The sequence below is a fragment of the Nakamurella sp. GG22 genome, assembly GCF_052976845.2.
In genome coordinates this window covers 1-17971 of record NZ_JBRIIO020000038.1, presented here as the reverse complement: position 1 = coordinate 17971, position 17971 = coordinate 1, and the positions used below count along the sequence as shown (strand labels likewise).

16 protein-coding genes, 1 tRNA gene and 1 pseudogene are annotated in these 17971 nt (G+C 66.2%); 10 read left to right on the top strand and 8 right to left on the bottom strand.

Annotated features, from left to right (window positions below):
* Window positions 1–60 precede the first annotated feature (60 nt).
* On the top strand, window positions 61–2997 hold the full coding sequence (locus ACVBEQ_RS24800; protein WP_447156073.1) for a UPF0182 family membrane protein: 2937 nt from the start codon (window positions 61–63) through the stop codon (window positions 2995–2997).
* 125 nt (window positions 2998–3122) lie between these two features.
* Window positions 3123–3196, top strand: a tRNA-Met gene (locus ACVBEQ_RS24795).
* Window positions 3197–3310: 114 nt separating this feature from the next.
* On the opposite strand, the gene ACVBEQ_RS24790 is transcribed toward ACVBEQ_RS24795, so the two are convergent.
* The 3 genes from ACVBEQ_RS24790 to ACVBEQ_RS24780 all read right to left on the bottom strand — a co-directional run bounded on the left by ACVBEQ_RS24790 (window position 3311) and on the right by ACVBEQ_RS24780 (window position 5806).
* Complete coding sequence (locus ACVBEQ_RS24790; RefSeq protein WP_447156072.1) at window positions 3311–4045, bottom strand: CPBP family intramembrane glutamic endopeptidase; 735 nt, start codon at window positions 4043–4045, stop codon at window positions 3311–3313.
* Between the two features lie 126 nt (window positions 4046–4171).
* Window positions 4172–5038, bottom strand: a complete 867-nt coding sequence (locus tag ACVBEQ_RS24785; protein WP_447156071.1) for a fumarylacetoacetate hydrolase family protein — start codon at window positions 5036–5038, stop codon at window positions 4172–4174.
* 81 nt (window positions 5039–5119) lie between these two features.
* Window positions 5120–5806 carry a polysaccharide deacetylase family protein gene (locus ACVBEQ_RS24780; RefSeq protein WP_447156070.1) on the bottom strand — a complete coding sequence of 229 codons (687 nt, stop codon included), beginning with the start codon at window positions 5804–5806 and terminating at the stop codon, window positions 5120–5122.
* A gap of 208 nt (window positions 5807–6014) precedes the next feature.
* On the opposite strand from ACVBEQ_RS24780, the gene ACVBEQ_RS24775 reads away from it, so the two are divergent.
* Genes ACVBEQ_RS24775 through ACVBEQ_RS24760 form a run of 4 tightly spaced genes read left to right on the top strand, consistent with a single transcriptional unit; the run spans window position 6015 to window position 9688 of the window.
* Window positions 6015–7490: an amidohydrolase family protein gene (locus ACVBEQ_RS24775; protein WP_447156069.1), complete on the top strand. Its 1476-nt coding sequence runs from the start codon at window positions 6015–6017 to the stop codon at window positions 7488–7490.
* Window positions 7483–8346 carry a DODA-type extradiol aromatic ring-opening family dioxygenase gene (locus ACVBEQ_RS24770; RefSeq protein ID WP_447156068.1) on the top strand — a complete coding sequence of 288 codons (864 nt, stop codon included), beginning with the start codon at window positions 7483–7485 and terminating at the stop codon, window positions 8344–8346. The genes ACVBEQ_RS24775 and ACVBEQ_RS24770 overlap by 8 nt, the downstream gene beginning before the upstream one ends.
* Window positions 8343–8702, top strand: a complete 360-nt coding sequence (locus tag ACVBEQ_RS24765; RefSeq protein WP_447156067.1) for a hypothetical protein — start codon at window positions 8343–8345, stop codon at window positions 8700–8702. Before ACVBEQ_RS24770 ends, ACVBEQ_RS24765 begins: the two co-directional genes overlap by 4 nt.
* Before the next feature lie 17 nt (window positions 8703–8719).
* Complete coding sequence (locus ACVBEQ_RS24760) at window positions 8720–9688, top strand: quinone oxidoreductase family protein (RefSeq protein ID WP_447156066.1); 969 nt, start codon at window positions 8720–8722, stop codon at window positions 9686–9688.
* Window positions 9689–9736: 48 nt separating this feature from the next.
* On the opposite strand, the gene ACVBEQ_RS24755 is transcribed toward ACVBEQ_RS24760, so the two are convergent.
* Entirely contained in the window at window positions 9737–10999 is a 1263-nt protein-coding gene (locus ACVBEQ_RS24755; RefSeq protein ID WP_447156065.1) for a DUF2254 domain-containing protein, read from the bottom strand.
* Window positions 11000–11456: 457 nt separating this feature from the next.
* Here ACVBEQ_RS24755 and ACVBEQ_RS24750 point away from each other — a divergent pair.
* Together ACVBEQ_RS24750 and ACVBEQ_RS24745 are read left to right on the top strand one after the other, a co-directional pair.
* Window positions 11457–11857: pseudogene (locus ACVBEQ_RS24750) on the top strand (DUF1214 domain-containing protein).
* Window positions 11858–12002: 145 nt separating this feature from the next.
* Window positions 12003–12617 carry a hemerythrin domain-containing protein gene (locus ACVBEQ_RS24745; protein ID WP_447156064.1) on the top strand — a complete coding sequence of 205 codons (615 nt, stop codon included), beginning with the start codon at window positions 12003–12005 and terminating at the stop codon, window positions 12615–12617.
* 19 nt (window positions 12618–12636) lie between these two features.
* Here ACVBEQ_RS24745 and prfB read toward each other — a convergent pair whose 3' ends face one another.
* Window positions 12637–13740, bottom strand: a complete 1104-nt coding sequence (prfB, locus tag ACVBEQ_RS24740) for a peptide chain release factor 2 (protein ID WP_447156063.1) — start codon at window positions 13738–13740, stop codon at window positions 12637–12639.
* A gap of 193 nt (window positions 13741–13933) precedes the next feature.
* Between prfB and ACVBEQ_RS24735 the strand changes: the two genes are divergently transcribed.
* Window positions 13934–14401: a universal stress protein gene (locus ACVBEQ_RS24735; RefSeq protein WP_447156062.1), complete on the top strand. Its 468-nt coding sequence runs from the start codon at window positions 13934–13936 to the stop codon at window positions 14399–14401.
* A gap of 265 nt (window positions 14402–14666) precedes the next feature.
* Window positions 14667–15587, top strand: coding sequence for a diacylglycerol kinase (locus ACVBEQ_RS24730; RefSeq protein WP_447156061.1), 921 nt, complete (start codon window positions 14667–14669; stop codon window positions 15585–15587).
* 27 nt (window positions 15588–15614) lie between these two features.
* Here the strand turns inward: ACVBEQ_RS24730 and ACVBEQ_RS24725 are convergent, their stop codons facing one another.
* The 3 genes from ACVBEQ_RS24725 to ACVBEQ_RS24715 are packed head-to-tail and all read right to left on the bottom strand — an operon-like array spanning window position 15615 to window position 17844.
* Complete coding sequence (locus ACVBEQ_RS24725) at window positions 15615–16622, bottom strand: immunoglobulin domain-containing family protein (RefSeq protein WP_447156060.1); 1008 nt, start codon at window positions 16620–16622, stop codon at window positions 15615–15617.
* Window positions 16616–17359: a hypothetical protein gene (locus ACVBEQ_RS24720; protein ID WP_447156059.1), complete on the bottom strand. Its 744-nt coding sequence runs from the start codon at window positions 17357–17359 to the stop codon at window positions 16616–16618. Before ACVBEQ_RS24720 ends, ACVBEQ_RS24725 begins: the two co-directional genes overlap by 7 nt.
* On the bottom strand, window positions 17356–17844 hold the full coding sequence (locus ACVBEQ_RS24715; protein WP_447156058.1) for a Tad domain-containing protein: 489 nt from the start codon (window positions 17842–17844) through the stop codon (window positions 17356–17358). Before ACVBEQ_RS24715 ends, ACVBEQ_RS24720 begins: the two co-directional genes overlap by 4 nt.
* Window positions 17845–17971 lie beyond the last annotated feature (127 nt).

Here is a 17971-nt window from a genome sequence, read left to right as displayed (position 1 = left end):
GCGGTGTGTGCACTGCGCGCGCTGGTTCTGCACCGAAGTTTCGACCCGAGGAGTTCACCAGTGGCCATGCGGCCCCCCGTTGGTTTGCCCACCATGTCCCGACGCGCCAAGCGGGTGCTGATCGCGCTGGTCAGCCTCGCGGTTCTTGCGATCCTGTGGTTCCAGTTCGTCGGGATCTATGTCGACTGGCTCTGGTTCGGCGAGGTCGGGTTCCGAGAGGTCTTCACCACCCAGGCGGTCAGCCGCATCATCCTTTTCCTGATCGCGGCGGTCGTCGGCGGCGGGCTCGTCTTCGGCTCGCTATATGTCGCGTACCGGTCCCGGCCGGTTTTCGTTCCTAGCAACGAGATCGACCCGTTGGCCCCGTACCGGACGATCGTCAGCACCCGGCCGAAGTTGTTCCTGTTCACCATTTCCGGTCTGGTGGCGCTGATCTGCGGGTTGTCCGCGCAGTCCAACTGGGCCACCGTCCAGCTGTGGCTCAACGGCGGAGATTTCGGCACCACTGACCCCGAGTTCGGCAATGACGTCGGCTTCTACGTCTTCACCCTGCCGATGATCCAGATGGTGCTCGGCTGGCTCTTCGTCATCATCGCGATCTGCTTCATCGCCGTCGCCGTCGTGCAGTACCTCTTCGGCGGCCTCCGGCTCAGTGGCCCCGGCCGGAAGATCACCCCGCAGGCCACCCTGCAGCTCTCTCTGCTGGTCGCGGCCTTCGTTCTGCTCAAGGCCGTGCAGTACTGGTACGACCGCTACGAACTGCTGTTCTCCAACCGCGGCGGCACCTTCACCGGCGCCTCCTACACCGACATCAACGCGGTGCTGCCGGCCAAACTCATCCTGATGCTGATCGCCGCGATCTGCGCGATCGGTTTCGTCGTCGGCGCCTTCACCCGCTCCATCAAGCTGCCGGCGATCGCGCTGGGCCTTTTGGTGCTGTCCAGCGTGCTGATCGGTGGCGTGTGGCCGCTCGTGCTGCAGCAGGTCGTCGTCAACCCGAACGGCATCAACCGGGAGCCGGAGTACATCGCCCGCAACATCGACGCGACCCGCACCGCGTACCAGATCCGCGACGACCAGATCAATTACGTCGACTATCCCGGCGTGCTCGCCGGCGATCCGCGGGACATCATCAGCGACACCGACACCCTGCCGAACGCCCGGCTGCTGGACCCGAACGTGCTGTCGCCGACGTTCACCCAGCAGCAGCAGCTGCGGAACTTCTACGGCTTCCCGGACCAGCTGGCGATGGACCGCTACACGGTCAACGGCAAGACCCAGGACTATGTGGTCGCGGCCCGTGAGCTGAACGCCGACGGCCTCAACGACGCGCAGAAGAACTGGATCAACGAGCACATGGTGTTCACCCATGGCGACGGTTTCGTCGCCGCGCCGGCGAACACGGTCAACAACGGCTACCCGGATTACAACGTGTCCGACATCGCCGCCATCGGCCGGGAGAACAATCCGATCCCGGTGGCGCAGCCGCGGACCTACTACGGCCAGCTGACCACCGATTACGCCATCGTGGGTGCCGCCGAGGGCGGCGTCGCCCGCGAGTACGACACCGAGACAACCCGCTACACCTACAGCGGCAAGGGCGGCGTCTCGGTCGGGAACCTGTTCCAGCGGGCCGTTTTCGCGACGGAGTACGGCGAGGCGAACTTCCTGTTCTCCTCCGAGATCAACGCCGAGTCCAAGATCATGTACTACCGCGACCCGCTGACCCGGGTGCAGAAGGCGGCGCCGTTCCTGACCACCGACACCAAGGCCTATCCGGCCGTGGTCGACGGTCGGATCGTCTGGATTGTTGATGCGTACACCACGGCGACGAACTATCCGTACGCCCAGGCTGTGACGCTGTCGGACGCCACCAACAACTCGCTGGCGGCCCGCGGAGCGACCGGCCAGGCCAACACCCAGGTCAGCTACATCCGCAACTCGGTCAAGGCGACCGTCGACGCGTATGACGGCACGGTGACGCTCTACGAGGTGAAGGCGGACACGCCGGATCCGGTGCTGAAGGCCTGGGAGGGCGTGTTCCCGGGTCTGGTGAAACCGGCCAGCGACGTGTCGCCGGACCTGCAGGCGCACTTCCGGTATCCGCAGGATCTGTTCGAGGTCCAACGATCGCTGCTGGTGCGCTACCACGTCGACGATCCGGTCGACTTCTTCCAGAGCTCCGGTTTCTGGCGCGTGCCGAACGACCCGACGGTCAGCGAGGCCATCCAGGCGCCGCAACCGCCGTACTACCTGCAGGTCAAGCTGCCCGGCTCCGACACCTCGAACTTCGAGCTGACGAGCGTGCTGACCGGGTTCCAGCGGGAGTTCATGAGCGCGTACGTGTCGGCGTCGTCGGACCCGAACAATTACGGCCAGCTCACGGTGCTCCGACTACCCACGTCAACCCAGACACCTGGTCCGACACAGGTTCAGCAACTGTTCCGAACGACGTCGGAGGTGAGCAGCCTCGTCACGTTGTCCACCCAGCAGGGCGGTGCGCGGGTGATCTTCGGCAACCTGCTGACGCTGCCGGTCAACGACGGGCTGTTGTACGTCGAGCCGTTCTACATCCAGGGTCAGGCGTCGTCGACGTCGTTCCCGCAACTCAACCGGGTGCTTGTCTGGTACGCAGGGCGGGTCGGTGTGGGCAGCACGCTTCAGCAGGCGTTGACCCAGGCGGCCGACAACGCGCCGGTTCAGATCACGGCGGACGGCAGTACGACGGGCAACCCCTCGCCGACGCCGACTCCATCCGGCGCGAACCCACCCACCACCGCCACGGCAGCTCCGCCGGCTGATCTCGCGGCGGCGGTGGCAGCCATGGACACGGCTACGACCAATTTGGACAACGCCAAGAAGTCCGGCGACCTCGCCCAGATCGGTGCGGCAACCCAACAGTTGGAGGATGCAGTCAAGGCTTACCTGACGTTGGCGGACCAGGCCAACGCAGGTAACAGCGCCAGCCTGGCGCCGGTGCCGTCAGCCGGCGGGTAGCATTTCGTTCGGCCCAGATCGGGCGGCGCGGGTCTCGATCCCCTGTCGTTCACGTCACATCCCTTGTGGCGTAACCGATTTGGTTGTGGTGACATCAGCTTGTTACAGTGGTGTCACCACAACAACGCGGGGTGGAGCAGCTCGGTAGCTCGCTGGGCTCATAACCCAGAGGTCGCAGGTTCGAATCCTGCCCCCGCTACTCAACGAAAACGGCCCTCGGATTCAGTCCGGGGGCCGTTTTCAATGTCGCCGCAAGTGACGTCGAGCCGCTCGATGGGTGCTCACCCTCTACCAAAACCCAGCGGCCGCGGCATCAGTCGGCGAGGACGAACCACACGGTGACCAGCCCGAGCAAGAAGGTGCCGTTGGCCAGCAGTCCGGCCGCGGGTCGGGACTTCCCTCCGGTGGCAACGGTGCCCAGGAGGGCGAAGTCCCACAGTGCGTGCAGAACCATGCACACGAGCAGACTGCCGGTGGTCATCCTGGTGATGTACAGCGTCGTGCCGGCCAGGAACGCGACGGCGATCTGTACGGCCGTGGTGCCCGCTGGCTGTCCGAAGAACATGTTGATGCCGTGCAAGAGTGCGAACAGCGTCGTCGAGACGAGGAACACGGCCACCTCGGTCCAGCCGCCCTCTCGCGGACCGACGATCAACAAGCCGCGGCACAGCAACTCCTCGGCGACACCGACGAGCACCGTGCCGACCGCCAGCACTGGGAGCAGTCGCGCCTGCGGTGAGCGGAAGTCGATCGACGTCCGGCTGATCAGTGCTGCGACGGCGAACAGCGCCGGCACGATCAATGCCCAACCCGGCCCGGAGCGGACTGTCTCCGAGAGCACGGCCGGCCACCAGCCGAGCACTGTGGTCGCCGCAATCAACAAGGCCGCTCCGAGCCCGATCGGCACGACGATGCCGCGCAGGATCGAGCCGCGGGATTTGACGAGCGCGTCGTAGCGCACATGGTTGATCCGCCACAGCACAGCAACGAGGACCGTGTAGACGACGAACAGCCCGATCGCGATCAACGGCTGGGTGTCGGTGGACACTTGGCACCCCCATCTAAGGGGCGCGTGATCACACCACGGCGGCACGATGCCGCACGGCTGACGGCAAGCCGTTCCTGTTCGCCCGGAAAAATCTAACCAAGAAGGACGAACCGGACGGATGAACCTTTACCGCACCACTGCGACCGAGGTCCTTCGATACTGGTTGTCGACGATGGTGTTCCGGAGGACGCCCAGCCGGTCGACCTCGACCTCGACGACGTCACCGGGGTGCAGCAGCCACGGGGGAGTTCGGGCGTAGCCGACCCCGGAGGGAGTTCCGGTGGCCAACAGGTCCCCGGGTTCGATGGTGAAGGTGCGGGAGATCAGAGCCAGCGTGTCGCCGACCGTGTACACCATCTGATCGGTGGTGCCGTCCTGAACGGTCGTGCCGTTCACCCGGGTCCGCACCCGTAAACCGTCGCGCAGGTCGCCGACCTCCGCGGCGGGGACCATCGGCCCGAGTGGCCCGGAGTTGTCACCGTTCTTCCCGAGAATCCATTGCGACGTGAGCTTCTGCGCACGGCGGGAGGTCAGGTCGTTAAAGGTGGAGTAGCCGACAACAGCCGCGAGGGCCTCCTCGGAGGTGGCGTCGACCAGCCGGGCGCCGACCCAGGCAACGACTTCGCCCTCCCAGTCCACACCGTCCTCGTCTGCGGGGACGGGCACCTGGGCGCCGTCGACGGTCAACGACCGGGTCCATCGGGCGAACAGGGTCGGATACTCCGGCATCTGCTGGTCCCGGTAACTGCCCTCCGCGACGTGCTCGACGTAGTTCAACCCGATGCAGATCACCCGTGCCTGCGGCAGAACCGGTGGCACCAGTTGCACCGAGAACGTGCCGATGGCATCGGCGGTGGCGGGCCGGGACAGGTAGCCGGCGGGGTCGGTCCAGAACTGTTCGAGCGTGCCCAACGGGGTCACGCTGTCGCCGTCGTCGGAGAGCGACCCGACGTTCACTGGCTTGGATTCGATGCGGTACCCGATGATCCTCATTTCCGACCTCCGGCGTCCGTTTGTCGTCGACCCGGTCGGCACCTACCCGGGTGAGTTGCGGTGTACAGCTGGGACTCTCGCCTACGGACCCGGATCGGGCGACACGAAGTCGTTGAAATTCGGGGCCAGGCGGCCGGCGTGCATCGGCACGCAGGCATCGGGCGGCGTGGGTAGGAAGGTGACGCCCTGGTCCTGCCACATCCCCAGCACCCGATCAAGGTGTCGCATCGCGCCGTTCGGCAGGTCGTGCAACACCATCGTGACCGGCGCTGTGGCGGCGGCGTGCATCTCGATGGCCCGGTCGGGCCAGCCGTCGGGATCCTCGTAGTCGCGGGGGACGGCATTCCACAGCACGACGGTGTGCGCGCCGTCCTGCAGATATCGCGCGGCAGAGGCGTTCAGCAGATGCGGGCCGAGCCTGCCGCCCCCGCCGTTCGGCCGGAACAGCTTCTCCGGTTCTCGCAGCGGGCCGAGCAGGGCATCGCACTCGGCGATCTCATGGACCGCTTCCGCGCCGCCGCGGCGGCCCAGTGGCACGCCGTGGGTGAGTGTGTGGTTGCCGACCCCATGACCTTCCGCGCGGGCACGTGCCGCGAGGTTGCGGCGAGCTGGATCCCGCAGTTTTTCGCCGATCGTGAAGAACGTGGTGAGAATGCCGCGCCTGGCGAGGGTTTCGAGCACGAACGGGGTGACGTCAGGTTCGGGACCGTTGTCGAAGGTCAGGCAGATGGGCTGTGTCGGGGTAGGTGGTTGCGGTCCGCCCACCATGTGTCCCACCCTCTCGGTCCGGAGATGTTTGAGTGCAGTGCCGCGGTACGAGGTCCGCCGGCCTGGATGCCAGTGGACGGTACTCCAGATTGTCAGCGGGTTCGGCTGGCCCCGGCGATCGTTCCGGGTGATGATCGAAATGGGGTCGCTGAGGGCAGGAGCAGGCGGAGCATGACCGTCACTCCTCCCACCAAGGAAAGGAACACCGATGGCTTCCGTCGACCACCCCATGCAGGCCACGTCGGATGAGGTCGCCGCAGCTCCCGGCGTCGTCTTCCGTAACGGTCTGGTGCTGACCATGGACGGTCAGCGAACGATCATCGAAGGCGGTGACGTCCTCGTCGTCGGCACCGACATCGTCGCGGTCGGCAACGGTCTCGAGGTCCCCGAGGGCACGGTCGAGGTGGACGCCACGGGCGGGATCCTGATGCCCGGGATGGTCGACACCCACCGGCACATGTGGCAGACCGCGATGCGTGGCTACGGCTCGGACTGGACGCTCACCCAGTACTTCGTGTGGAACTACCTCGAGCACGGCCGCAAGTTCCGGCCTCAGGACTACTACGCGGGCAACCTGCTCAGCGCCATCGAGGCAGTGGACGCAGGGGTCACCACGTCGGTGGACTGGTCGCACGGCCTGGCGACCGTCGACCACGCCGAAGCTGCCGTCGATGCCCTCGAGGAGGTGCCGGGCCGCTTCGTGTTCGGTTACGGCAACATCCATGCCGCCCCATGGGAATGGTCGGCCCGGCCGGATTTCCGGTCCTTCGTGGATCGGCGGATGCCGCGCTCGGAGATGCTGGGATTCCAGATGGCCTTCGACGTCACCGGCGACCCGCAGTTCCAGGAGCGCGCCGCCTTTGAGGTCGCCCGCGAGCTCGGCGCCCCGGTGACCACCCATGCCGGGGTGTGGGGCGCGACCAACGACAACGGCATCCGGCTGATGCACGAGCACGGCTTCATGACGCCCGGCAACGTCTACGTGCATGCGGCGACGCTGAGCGACGACTCCTACCAGCGGATCGCCGCGACCGGCGGCATGGCATCGGTGTCCGCGGAGTCGGAAGCAAGCTGCGGGCAGGGATACCCGTCGACGTGGGCGCTCCGCCGACACGGCATCGGCATCTCGCTCTCGGTGGACACGAGTGTCTGGTGGAGCGCCGACGGGTTCTCCGCCATGCGGTCCACACTCTCGGCGGATCGGGCCAGGGAACACCACGAGGCGCATGCCACCGGCGACACCGTCACCCACGTAGGCCTGCGCTCCGGCGACGTCGTCGAATACGCCACCCGGGGCGGCGCTCGCGCACTCGGCCTCGACTCGATCATCGGCAGCCTCGAGCCGGGCAAGCGCGCCGACGTGGTGCTCATCAAGAACGACCGCTCTCCGGCGATGTTCCCGATCCTCCACCCGTACGGTCACGTCGTCTTCCAAGCGCAACGAGGTGACGTCCACACGGTCCTGGTGAATGGCCGGGTGGTGAAATACGACGGCGAGTTGGTCGGTATATCCCTGGAAAAGGCGCGGACAGCCGTCGGTGAGACGGTCGATTACCTGCGCGGAGAACTGGGCGACGCGGAGTGGCTGGCCGGGATGAATCCGGACATCCCGGAGTCGAAGGTCCTCGACAATCCCTATACCTACACAGATTACGCCGACAAGTCGACGCATTCCCATGGCTGAGATCGCAGCCGTCATCGCGGCCACACACCACCCCTTTTACTACAAGACCAGCCAGCTGCCACCCGACGAGCGGCCCCCGTTCGCCGAGGAGTGGATCACCAAGATGGCCGCTTTCAAGGAAACCCTGACCCGGGCGAATCCCGGTGTTCTGGTGATGATCGGCAGTGACCATTTCCATCAGCTGTGGCTGGACAACATGCCCCAGTTCCTGGTCGGCAAGGCGCCCTTCTTCGATGCCAACTGGTACAACGAGGAACGCGAATTCGGCCTGCCACGCTTCACGCTGCGGGGGCAGGAGGACCTGGCCGCGCACATCCTGCGCAAGGGCCTGGACGCCGACTTCGACCTCGCCTTCAGCAATGAGCTCCGCATCGATCACAGCGTCACCTGCCCGATCATTGCGCTGCGCCCCGAGGCGGACCTGCCGATCGTGCCGATCTACACCAACATCTTCGCGCCGCCGCTGCCCCAACCGCGGCGGTTCGTCCAGCTGGGCAGGACGATCCGCGAACTGGTCGAATCGTGGGACAGCGACCAGCGGGTGGCGATCATCGGCACCGGGCATTTGTCCCTGGAGCTGGGAGGTCCCCGCCAATTCGGCGAACACGGCCCCGATCCGCACTTCGACCGCAAGGCCGTCGAATGGATCGGCAGCGGCGACATCGAAGGCTGCCTGGCCGAAGTGACCCTGGACAGCCTGCACGAGCCGGGAAACGCGACCCACGGCTTCATGGATTTCATGCTGATGATGGGTGTTGCCGGTGACGGCGTGAAAGCCGACTACATCGAAACTGTCGACCTGTTCCACACCATGGAGGCCTATTTTACTTGGTATCCGAACGGAGGTGCACAGTGAGCAAGTACCTGCTGGACAAGTTCCTGTACACGGTGGACCGCGATCCCGATCTGGTCGAGCGTTACCGCTCCGATCCGGCGGGCACCGTTGAATGGTGGGAGGCCGAGATCGCGGGCAAGTTGCTGAACTGCACCGACGCCGAGAGAACGACCTGGCTGGCGTTCACCGACGCGGAGCGGCAAGCCCTCGCCGCACACGACCACGTAACGCTTTTCCAGATGGGTGCACACCCGTTCCTGACCCTGACGTTGTTCATTGCCATGTTCGAGCGCGACCACGGTCCCCTCGAGTATCAGCGGGCCTACGGACGGGCGCTGGATCACGTCACCAGGCCGTATCCGGACATCAGCACGTAGCCCAAGGGAAGGTCGCCATGCGCGCTGCCGTCGTGCACACCCTCGGTGAACCGCCGACGCTGGGCGAGAGCCCGGACCCTGCGGCGGCCGATGGACACAGCGTCGTTCGGGTGACGGCGGCGCCGATCGTTCCGCTCGATCTGCTGTGTGCCACCGGCACGTCCTACTTCGGGCGTCCCGCCGTCCCCTACGTGCCGGGCGTCCAGGGCGTTGGCGTCGTCGAGACGTCCCCGACGCTTGATCCCGGCACTCGCGTGTGGTTCGCGACATCAGCCGGCATGGCGCCGGGGAACGGCAGCCTGGCAGCGCGATGCGTTGTCGCGGAGGACGATCTCGTGCCGGTGACCGCCGACCTTCCGGACGTGGCGATCGCCGCTCTGGGGCTGTCGGCCGTCGCTGCCTGGATGTCGCTCACCTGGCGCGGCCGGTTCCGTCCGGGTGAGCGGGTGGTCGTGCTCGGCGCAGGCGGCGCCGTCGGGCAGGTCGCCGTCGGCGCCGCGCGACTGCTCGGTGCCTCTCGGGTGGTGGCGGTCTGCCGGCCCGGACCCTCCGAAGCCAGGGCCCGCAGAGCCGGCGCGGACGACGTCGTCGCATCCACCCACGACGTGGACCGCCTCGCCCGGGACATCGCCCGGTCGGCCGGCGGAGATGTCGACATTGTCATCGACCCGGTGTTCGGCAAGACCGCCACCGCCGCGTCCCGCACCCTCGGGCCCGGTGGCCGACTGGTCAACCTTGGTGGCGCCTCCGGGGACATGGCCGAATTCTCGTCGGCTGTGCTCCGCGGAAAGAGCATCGAGATCCTCGGCTATACCAACAACGCCCTGACACCGCGCCAACGGGCGGATGCGTTGGGCGCCATCCTGTCGCACGCGGTCGGCGGTGCCTTGGCGGTCGAGCACGTCGAACTGCCGTTGTCGCGCATCGAGCAGGCGTGGGTTCAGACGAAAGACGGTGCGGGCGAACGGTTCGTCGTCACGCCCTGAGTCGCTGGCTGATTCGCTGTCTGATTTACAGTCCGATTCACCCCTGATTCACCGCCCGCCGCCGAGACCCTGCCGGTCGGGCCTGAGCCGTGATGCGGCGTCCTCGGCACCGACGGACGCGGCGACCTCTGTCCGCAGCCGATCGCGGTACCGCAGCAGCAGTGGGTGGCGGTCGGCCGGCAGATCCTCGAGCAGGTCGCCGATCAGCGAACTGAGCCTGCGCGTCACCTGCGGTGCATCCAGACCCGCCTCCAGGACCTCCCAGATCGCCAGGTCGACGATGTCGCTCCAGGTCGCGGATGGCACGACGACACTGCCCGCGCCGGCCCGGGTCCGCATCGGGCCGAGCGGCATCGGCGCGGCGGCCCGCAATACTCCCTCGACTTCGTCCAATGCCCGGACGGCCGTCGTCGGGTCGTTGATGGCCGAGGACAGTGCGCGAAGGCCGACGTCGGTGAGGATCCGAAGGGCGTACAGCGGGTCGTATTTCAGTGATCGTTCCCGGTGGACGAGAACGCACCGATCGAACCGCTCGTCGAGGGTCGCGTCAGCCGCGGCGACCGATGCCCCGGTTGCGATCCCATCACCCACGCGGACCGTGAAGACCACCTCGGTCCCGGATTGCGCGGCCAACCGCGCCGCGCGTGCGGCATCGATGGCCACGACCTGGCCGGGCACACCCCCGTGCCGGACGACCGTCGCACCGCTGAGCACCTCCGGGACCACATCGAGGACGGTGACCGTTTCCGGGTCGCCCGGCAGTCGTCGGGTCACGGCGCGTCGAGCGACCGTGCCCATCCTGGACAGCAGGGCATCAACCCTGATCCGCCCCGCGACGCTTTGGATCAGCACGAGGAACGCCACGAGGCTGGCGAGCAGGAAGAGCAGGCAGGCGAACACCCCGAATATGGGGACGTACGAATCCCGGCCCGCCGATCCGATGGAGATCAACGCCAGGAACGCGTACGTGCTCGTTCCCACGAACACCGCCAGAACCGATTGCGTCACGCGAGATCTCAGGAAGTACGACACCGTCCGCGGCGAATACGTCGATGACCCGAACTGGATGATGAGCAATACGACGGAGAACACGAATCCCGTGAAGGTGATCATCCCGCCGCCGACGGCCGCCAACAGCGTCGCGGCCGAAGACGGCGACAGCAGCGCGACGTCATCAATGGAATCGGCGAATGCCTCGTCGGCATTGTCGACGAGGGCGTCGACGAGGACAGCCGCCACCACACCGGTGAGCGGAATGACCCAGAAGGCGTTGTCCCACCACAGTTGAAGCCGCGTGCTACGCGCGCTCACGGTCAGCTCCCGTCCGTTGTCCACCATCACCGCGGAACGGAAGTCGTCCCCGAAACATCTCCATTCCGAGACGTCGAACCGTATTCTGCACGGCCGGTTCCGATTTCGGTGCGCGCGGAAGCTGGGAGAGTGGATGACCGCCACCTGACGGGTGGCCTGCAGCAAAGGACGGTGACAACGTGAGCACGGACGACGGGTTGCGCGCGTTGTTCCGCAGCGGCGATGACGCCGAGGTGCTGCGCGCGGCCGTGACAGAGATCGAGCGGGCACGCCATAAGGGGGATTCGGCAGGCGAGGTCGAGGGGCTTTACGCCATGGCACGTGTCGCGCTGCGCGCCGGCGACCTGGCCCGGGCCACTGATCTCGCCCGGCAGGCGCTGGCGGTGGCGCAGCATTCGGGAGAACGGCGACTGGAGGAACGACCGCGGCACGTGCTCGCCGCCGCCGCCCGGATGACGTGGGCCTCGGCGCGAACTCGTCCGAAGACGCGGTTTACCCCCTGCAGGTCGTGGACGCGAACGGCGAGCCGGCCAGCGGAGACCGGCGGTACGTCCTGCATTTCAGCGCCGACGATCTGCCGCCCGTCGACGCGTTCTGGTCGGTCACGCAGTACGACCAGGAGGGCTACCAGGTCGCCAACCCGGTCAACCGGTTCGCTCTGGGTGATCGCGACCCACTGGTGCCGAATGCGGACGGTTCCGTCGACTCCTGGTACAGCACGACGAGCCGGCCGGCAAGGCAGCGAACTGGCTGCCCGCCCCGGCCAAACCGTTCAGCCTCTGCATGCGGCTCTACGCGCCGCGGCCCGAAGCGCTGGACGGGCGGTGGAATCCGCCGGCACTGACCCAAGTTCCCTGACGGCGCGGTTTCTCCCGACGGCTGGGTTCCTGACAGCGGGTCCGATGATCTTGACGGGGTCGGTCCCGACGCCGGGTGTCGGCGGCCTACGGTGTGCTGGTGTCGATGGCAGCTGGACCGGTCGGGACCGCTTTGTGGGGCCACCATGTCGGAGCGTGACGGCAACTGGGGGAGCGCCGGCGGTCTGCCCGTCGCCGAGCGGCCGAGCGCACCGGCGACCGATCCATCGGCCGCGGCCGCTAGGTCCGGTGGGTTCCGCGGCGCGGTCAACCATCGCGACCTGGTTTCCATCCATGATCACCTCCGCACCGAGCTGGGTCAGATCGAGGCTGCCGTGCAGGAGGTTGCCAGCGGCGTGATGACGCCCGGCGACGCCCGGACGCTGATCAACACGACCACGATGCGGCAGAACCAATGGGCGCTTGGCGCTTTCTGCGCGTCCTACTGCCGGCTGGTCACCATGCACCACTCCGTCGAGGACGCCTACCTGTTCCCGACGCTTGCGGTGGCCGAGCCGTCGTTGCAGGCCGTGCTTGACCGGCTCGAGGCCGAACATGTCGTCATCGCCGGGGTGCTCGACAACTTCGACCGGGCGCTGGTCGACCTCGTCCGGCGGGCCGACGACGCAGGGCCTGGGGGCGACGGGTTGTCCCGGATTGAGGCGCTGGCAAGGCAACTGAGCGATCTGCTGCGCTCGCATCTGGCCTACGAGGAGGACGAACTGGCCGACGGGTTGGGCCGGATGTCAGGGCCGATCTGAGCTCTCGGTCCTGTGGGACTCAGGCGGTCGCGGCCTCGGCGGAGCGCCGCCAGCGGATGCCCGCCTCGATGAACTCGTCGATCTCACCGTCGAACACCGCGGACGGGTTGCCGACCTCGTAGTTCGTCCGGAGGTCTTTGACCATCTGGTACGGGTGCAGCACGTAGGAGCGCATCTGGTTGCCCCAGGAGTTGCCGGCGTCCTTCAGCGCGTCCATGGTCGCCTTCTCCTCCTCGCGGCGGCGGGCGAGGAGCTTGGCCTGCAGCACCGTCATCGCCGACGCCCGGTTCTGGATCTGCGACCGCTCGTTCTGGCAGGACACCACGATGCCGGTGGGGATGTGCGTGATCCGGACGGCCGAGTCGGTCGTGTTGACACCCTGACCGCCGGGTCCTGAGGAGCGGTAGACGTCGACCCGCAGCTCCTTCTCATCGATCTCGACGTGGTCGCTGGTCTCCACCACAGGCGCCACCTCGACCCCGGCGAAGGAGGTCTGCCGGCGTCCCTGGTTGTCGAACGGTGAGATCCGGACGAGCCGGTGGGTGCCCTGCTCAACGGACAGGGTGCCGTAGGCGTAGGGGGCCTTGACCTGGAAGGTGGCCGACTTGATGCCGGCCTCCTCGGCGTAGGACGTGTCGTAGACCTCGGTGGGGTAGCCGTGACGCTCGGACCAGCGCAGGTACATCCGCATCAGCATCTCGGCGAAGTCGGCGGCATCCACCCCGCCGGCCTCCGAGCGAATCGTCACCAGCGCCTCGCGCTCGTCGTATTCGCCGGACAGCAGGGTGCGGACCTCCTGAGCGTCGATCTCCTTCTGCAGCGAGACGAGCTCCTGCTGAGCCTCGACCAGGGTGTCCGCGTCCTCGTCGCCGAGCTCGAACAGCACCGCGAGATCGTCCAGCCGCTGCCGGAGTTCCTCCATGTGCCGGATCTCGGACTGCGCGTGGGACAGCTTGCTGGTGACCTTTTGCGCGTTGTCCTGGTCGTTCCAGAGGTCCGGCGCGCTCGCCGCCTCGGACAGGTCGGCGATGCTGGCCCGGAGTTTGTCGACATCCATGACCTTCTCGATGCTGGTCAGAGTCGTGTCAAGGGCCTTTACTGCCGCTGCGTCGTCGAGATTCACAAGGGATAAGCCTACGCGGGATCGCGCCGACGCCGGTTCGGATTGCTTCGCAGTGGACCGCCCACGGGCTCTCGGTGAGGGCCGAAACACACCGTGGCCTGGGTCTTTAGACCCTGCCATCGACCTTTGAGCCCGGCTTACCGTCGGGTATCGCGAGGGCTCATGGCGGAGCCCATTGCATAGAGGAGAAGTCATGAGCAGTCACGGTGACAAGGGAATTGTGGTCGGGATCGAAGGCACGGCGGTCAGCCAGGGCGCCCTGGAATGGGCCATCCGGGAAGCCGCACTGCGCGGAACCGTGCTCACCGTTGTCCATGCGTGGGACTACATCCCCGCGCGCGACAAAGGTCGGATGACGGCGAACGAAGAGAAGACAGCTTCCGACTGCATGCTCGACGCCGCGATCGCGTCCGGTGTGCGGGCAGCAGGCGTGACGCCGGAGATCATCTGCCGCAGCGTCAAGGGCTCGCCGACGAAGGTGCTGCTCGACCAGTCGCAGCATTCCGAGCTGTTGGTAATCGGCCGTAACCACCGCAGCGGTGTGCAGGACATCCTGCGGCACTCGGTGTCGGCGGAGTGCGTACGCCGCGCTGCCTGCCCCGTGGTGATCATCCCGAACGTGGTTGTCAATGCGCGGGTCGGCGCCGAGGTCTCCGTCTGATTTCTTAGTTCGCTCCAAGTTGTTCGCGCCAGGTTTTCGAACCGCGCACTTCGCCCGCAGGTGCCGCTCCCGAGGCCCTGCGGGCGTTGTGCTGTCTGAGGGTTTGCTTCCCTGCTGTTGCAGGGCTCGTGACTCCGCCGACTGCGCCTAATCGGGATGACACCTTGTCCCGTTTGTCCGGCCGAGTGCTACCGGGCGACCTACACTCCCGGCACGGGTCCGGCCGCCGCTGCCGGACTTCCGTCCGGATCCGGGAGGTGGCGCGGTGGCCGAACCGGCGTCGCCTGCGTTTCAGGAGTCGTCGCGGTCCCGGATCGCCGATGTGGCGCTGCTGATCAACCCGGTGGCCGGTCGAGGCCGGGGACGCCGCGCCGGGGAACTGGCTGCCGGACTGCTGCGCGAGGCCGGGGTGACGGTTCGTCGGTTGTCGGGTACGTCCGCTGAGCAGTCGGCGGATCTCGCCCGCACGGCGATGGCTGATGGATGCAATGCGCTGATCGCGTGCGGTGGGGACGGCATCGTGCACACGGCGCTGCAAGCGGTCGCGGGGACGACGACGCCGCTCGGGATGATTCCGGCAGGCTCGGGCAACGACTTCTGCCGAGCGGTCGGTATTCCGCTCGGCGATGTGCCGTCCGCGGTGGCTGCCGTGACTGGTGGTCGGGTGCTGCCGACCGACCTGGGGAGGGCGGCGGACCGCTGGTTCGGGACGGTGCTGGCGTCCGGGTTCGACTCTCGGGTCAGCGACCGGATGACTTCGATGCAGTGGCCGCGCGGGCGCACCCGCTATCACGCAGCGATCGTCGCGGAGTTTGCCGCGTTCAAGCCGCTGCCGTTCGTGCTGGAGGTCGACGGTGTGCGGCGGGAGGTCGAGGCGATGCTGGTCGCGGTCGGCAATGGTTCCACCTACGGCGGCGGCATGAGGATCTGCCCGGCGGCGAGGATGGATGACGGGTTGTTCGACGTCACGGTGATCAGGCGGCTGAGCCGGGCGAAGCTGGTCCGGTTGTTCCATCGGGTGTATTCCGGCACGCACGTGGAGCGACCTGAAGTCGAGACCTTCAGCTGTTCCGCACTTTCCGTCTCGGCCCCGGACGTTTCCGGTTATGCGGACGGTGAATTCATCGCGCCGCTGCCGCTGACCTGCACGGTCGAGCCGCGGGCTGTTGGCGTGCTGGTGCCCTGATTTCGGGTTCAGCTACCGGGTGAGACTTCAGCCGCCAGGTTGCTGAACCAGAACAGTGCGGTACTCGCCGACGTCGAACGCGTCGTTGGAGGTCGCGGCGAGCGTCGTTGCACCGGTGACACCGGTGTTCGACTGCCATGTGACGTCCCAGGTGGACGTCGCGGTGATGGGCCAGGTGCCGGTGCCGCCGGTGCGCTCCTTCGTTGAACGCCAGTGAAACTGATATCCGCAGGGAGGTTCCGCCTTCCAATCAAAGTCGGCTGGCGGCGCAGTGCCGGACCCAGTGCACGTGATGGTGGCGGGCGCGCCAGGGTTGAAGCCCTCACCACCGGCGGCGGGCTCGCCGAGCGTCCAGGTTGTGCTGGCTAGGGCGGCGGTGGCGGTCACCGACACTCCGCCCGCTGTGACGGTTGAGGCGACGTCGTTGGGATGGTCCGTCCACAGCCAGGTCCAAAGGTTCACCGCAAGTTTGGTGCGGTCCGGTCCTGCGCCGATCTTTGGCTCGGGGATGGTCAACTCCCCTACAGCCTGCTGGGCAAGCACGGCGGGGTCTGGCGGGGGTGGTGGGGCGACGATGGCCGCGTTTGGGAAGAACTGGATGTTGACTTGTCGTCCTGACAGATTTCCAGGAGCGTCCGGCGCACCCGGAAAGAGAACGCTACAGCTCTGAAACAATAGTTCTCCGGTGGTCGGGTCATATCCACCCCACAAGGGGTCCTTAGCACTTACGGCGGTTGGGAGGGGCGACCAGCCACACCATTCATCATGCTGTTTCTGGCCGAGCCCCGAAAGGGGGTCACCCTCAGAAGATCCTTCGTGGTCCTTCGGGCTGACGGGTGGTGAGTCAGATCGCGGTGCGTCGAAGTCACCGGGCGCGTTAACAGTAAGGATGACGGTGTCACTAACTCCATCACTTGCGCCGTTCGCTTCGTCCACCTTAACGCCTGAAGGTGGGACGCTCGGCTTCTGTGGCGGCGCTAATACGCTGAGCAAAAGATTCGCGGCGAGCGCGAAAGAAAAAAGCCGTGTCAGCATGGAACATCACCGAGGTGGTCAAATTTCTGAACCCTCCACCGCCCGTCTATGCCTCGGACAAATCCGGCCTGCAGGTTATTTTCCGCCACCCCGACGCTCCGCTTGACCTGGGTTTTAACGTACACCGAACCGTATTGACTCTGGTCCTGACAGTCGCGCATTACTGCGAAGTCGTCGCCGTTGACTGATGTGACCCAATATGGGTGCTGCACGACTACTCCATAGTAGTCGAGCCCGTCACGATCGAACTGTTTTGCTGCATTGAGGATTCGGGACTTAATGGGGTCCACGCTCACCTGGTCTAGGGCTTGCAGTCGATTCTCTTCGGGAATCCGAACGATCCCATTGTAGATTCTCCAGAAACTGCCCCACTGAGCTTCAATCGCGGCGCGATCGAGTTCCTCTTGATTCGACGGACTTCGCAAATCAGACGGCGCGGTAGGCGCGACCGCAACACTTGCCGACGTGTCGCCGCCGGAATGTGTCGTGGATTGAGCGAATGACGTCGACGGTATTGTTACGTCAGCCGTCGGTTGGCCACCTTCGCTGCTTCGCATCGCTTCCGTTCCAGAAGCGCTTCCCAGGGCGGCAGTCGATAGTTCCTGCACCGATGCGCTGGGCGTGGCCTCAGTACTTGTTGGAATGCTGGTGGCCGCGTCTGTCGACGTGCAGCCACCCACGGCTAAAAGAAGGGCCATCCCACAGCCGAAGAGCCGAACATAGGTACGCAGCGTCATATTTGGATGTCCCTCTCCTGTTGAATCACCGACTGAGCTGACGCGTTCTGTCTCAACACCGGCCGGCTCGTGGACGTCACGGTGCGGCTCAACGTCGGCGATCCGAACAACGCGCCGAAGGTGATCGGTGCCTCGTTGCTGCAGCGAGCCGACACGGTGTCCGCGCCCACGGTGACGACTGCACCGACGTCTGGAGCTCTCAGGCCGAGGTACTCGTTCGCAGCCGCCACCGGACCGGACAGGGACACCGACTCGGCCGATGCCCGGCGTGGATCGACGCTGCCGACCGCCGCGGCAACGGCCCCGTCACAGAGTCGCTGTAGCCGCTGCCCGGCCAAGAATGCCGACCCTGCCGCTGTCACACCCCCGGTGAGCAGGAGAAGGCAGACCATCATGCCGATGACCAGCGGAGTGACGGATCCTTGTTCGCCGTCCGTGCCAAGCGGCAAGTCGAGACGCTGACGACTCTCCAGCTGTGGCGTCATCGTTGGCCCTCGCGGAAATCGCCGACGTGCAGCGTGAAAACACCTGTCACAGTGTTCTGGCTTCCCGTCACCACGGACGGGACACCCGGAAAAGTGACCAGAGCGACCACGCAGACGTCGTACACAT

Excerpts from the sequence above, each read along its gene's own strand:
- ACVBEQ_RS24785 (WP_447156071.1), bottom strand. The coding sequence starts at position 5,038 with ATGAGGATCATCGGGTACCGCATCGAATCCAAGCCAGTGAACGTCGGG.
- ACVBEQ_RS24780 (WP_447156070.1), bottom strand. The coding sequence starts at position 5,806 with ATGGTGGGCGGACCGCAACCACCTACCCCGACACAGCCCATCTGCCTG.
- ACVBEQ_RS24775 (WP_447156069.1), top strand. The coding sequence starts at position 6,015 with ATGGCTTCCGTCGACCACCCCATGCAGGCCACGTCGGATGAGGTCGCC.
- ACVBEQ_RS24770 (WP_447156068.1), top strand. The coding sequence starts at position 7,483 with ATGGCTGAGATCGCAGCCGTCATCGCGGCCACACACCACCCCTTTTAC.
- ACVBEQ_RS24760 (WP_447156066.1), top strand. The coding sequence starts at position 8,720 with ATGCGCGCTGCCGTCGTGCACACCCTCGGTGAACCGCCGACGCTGGGC.
- ACVBEQ_RS24745 (WP_447156064.1), top strand. The coding sequence starts at position 12,003 with ATGTCGGAGCGTGACGGCAACTGGGGGAGCGCCGGCGGTCTGCCCGTC.
- ACVBEQ_RS24735 (WP_447156062.1), top strand. The coding sequence starts at position 13,934 with ATGAGCAGTCACGGTGACAAGGGAATTGTGGTCGGGATCGAAGGCACG.
- ACVBEQ_RS24725 (WP_447156060.1), bottom strand. The coding sequence starts at position 16,622 with ATGCTGACACGGCTTTTTTCTTTCGCGCTCGCCGCGAATCTTTTGCTC.
- ACVBEQ_RS24720 (WP_447156059.1), bottom strand. The coding sequence starts at position 17,359 with ATGACGCTGCGTACCTATGTTCGGCTCTTCGGCTGTGGGATGGCCCTT.
- ACVBEQ_RS24715 (WP_447156058.1), bottom strand. The coding sequence starts at position 17,844 with ATGACGCCACAGCTGGAGAGTCGTCAGCGTCTCGACTTGCCGCTTGGC.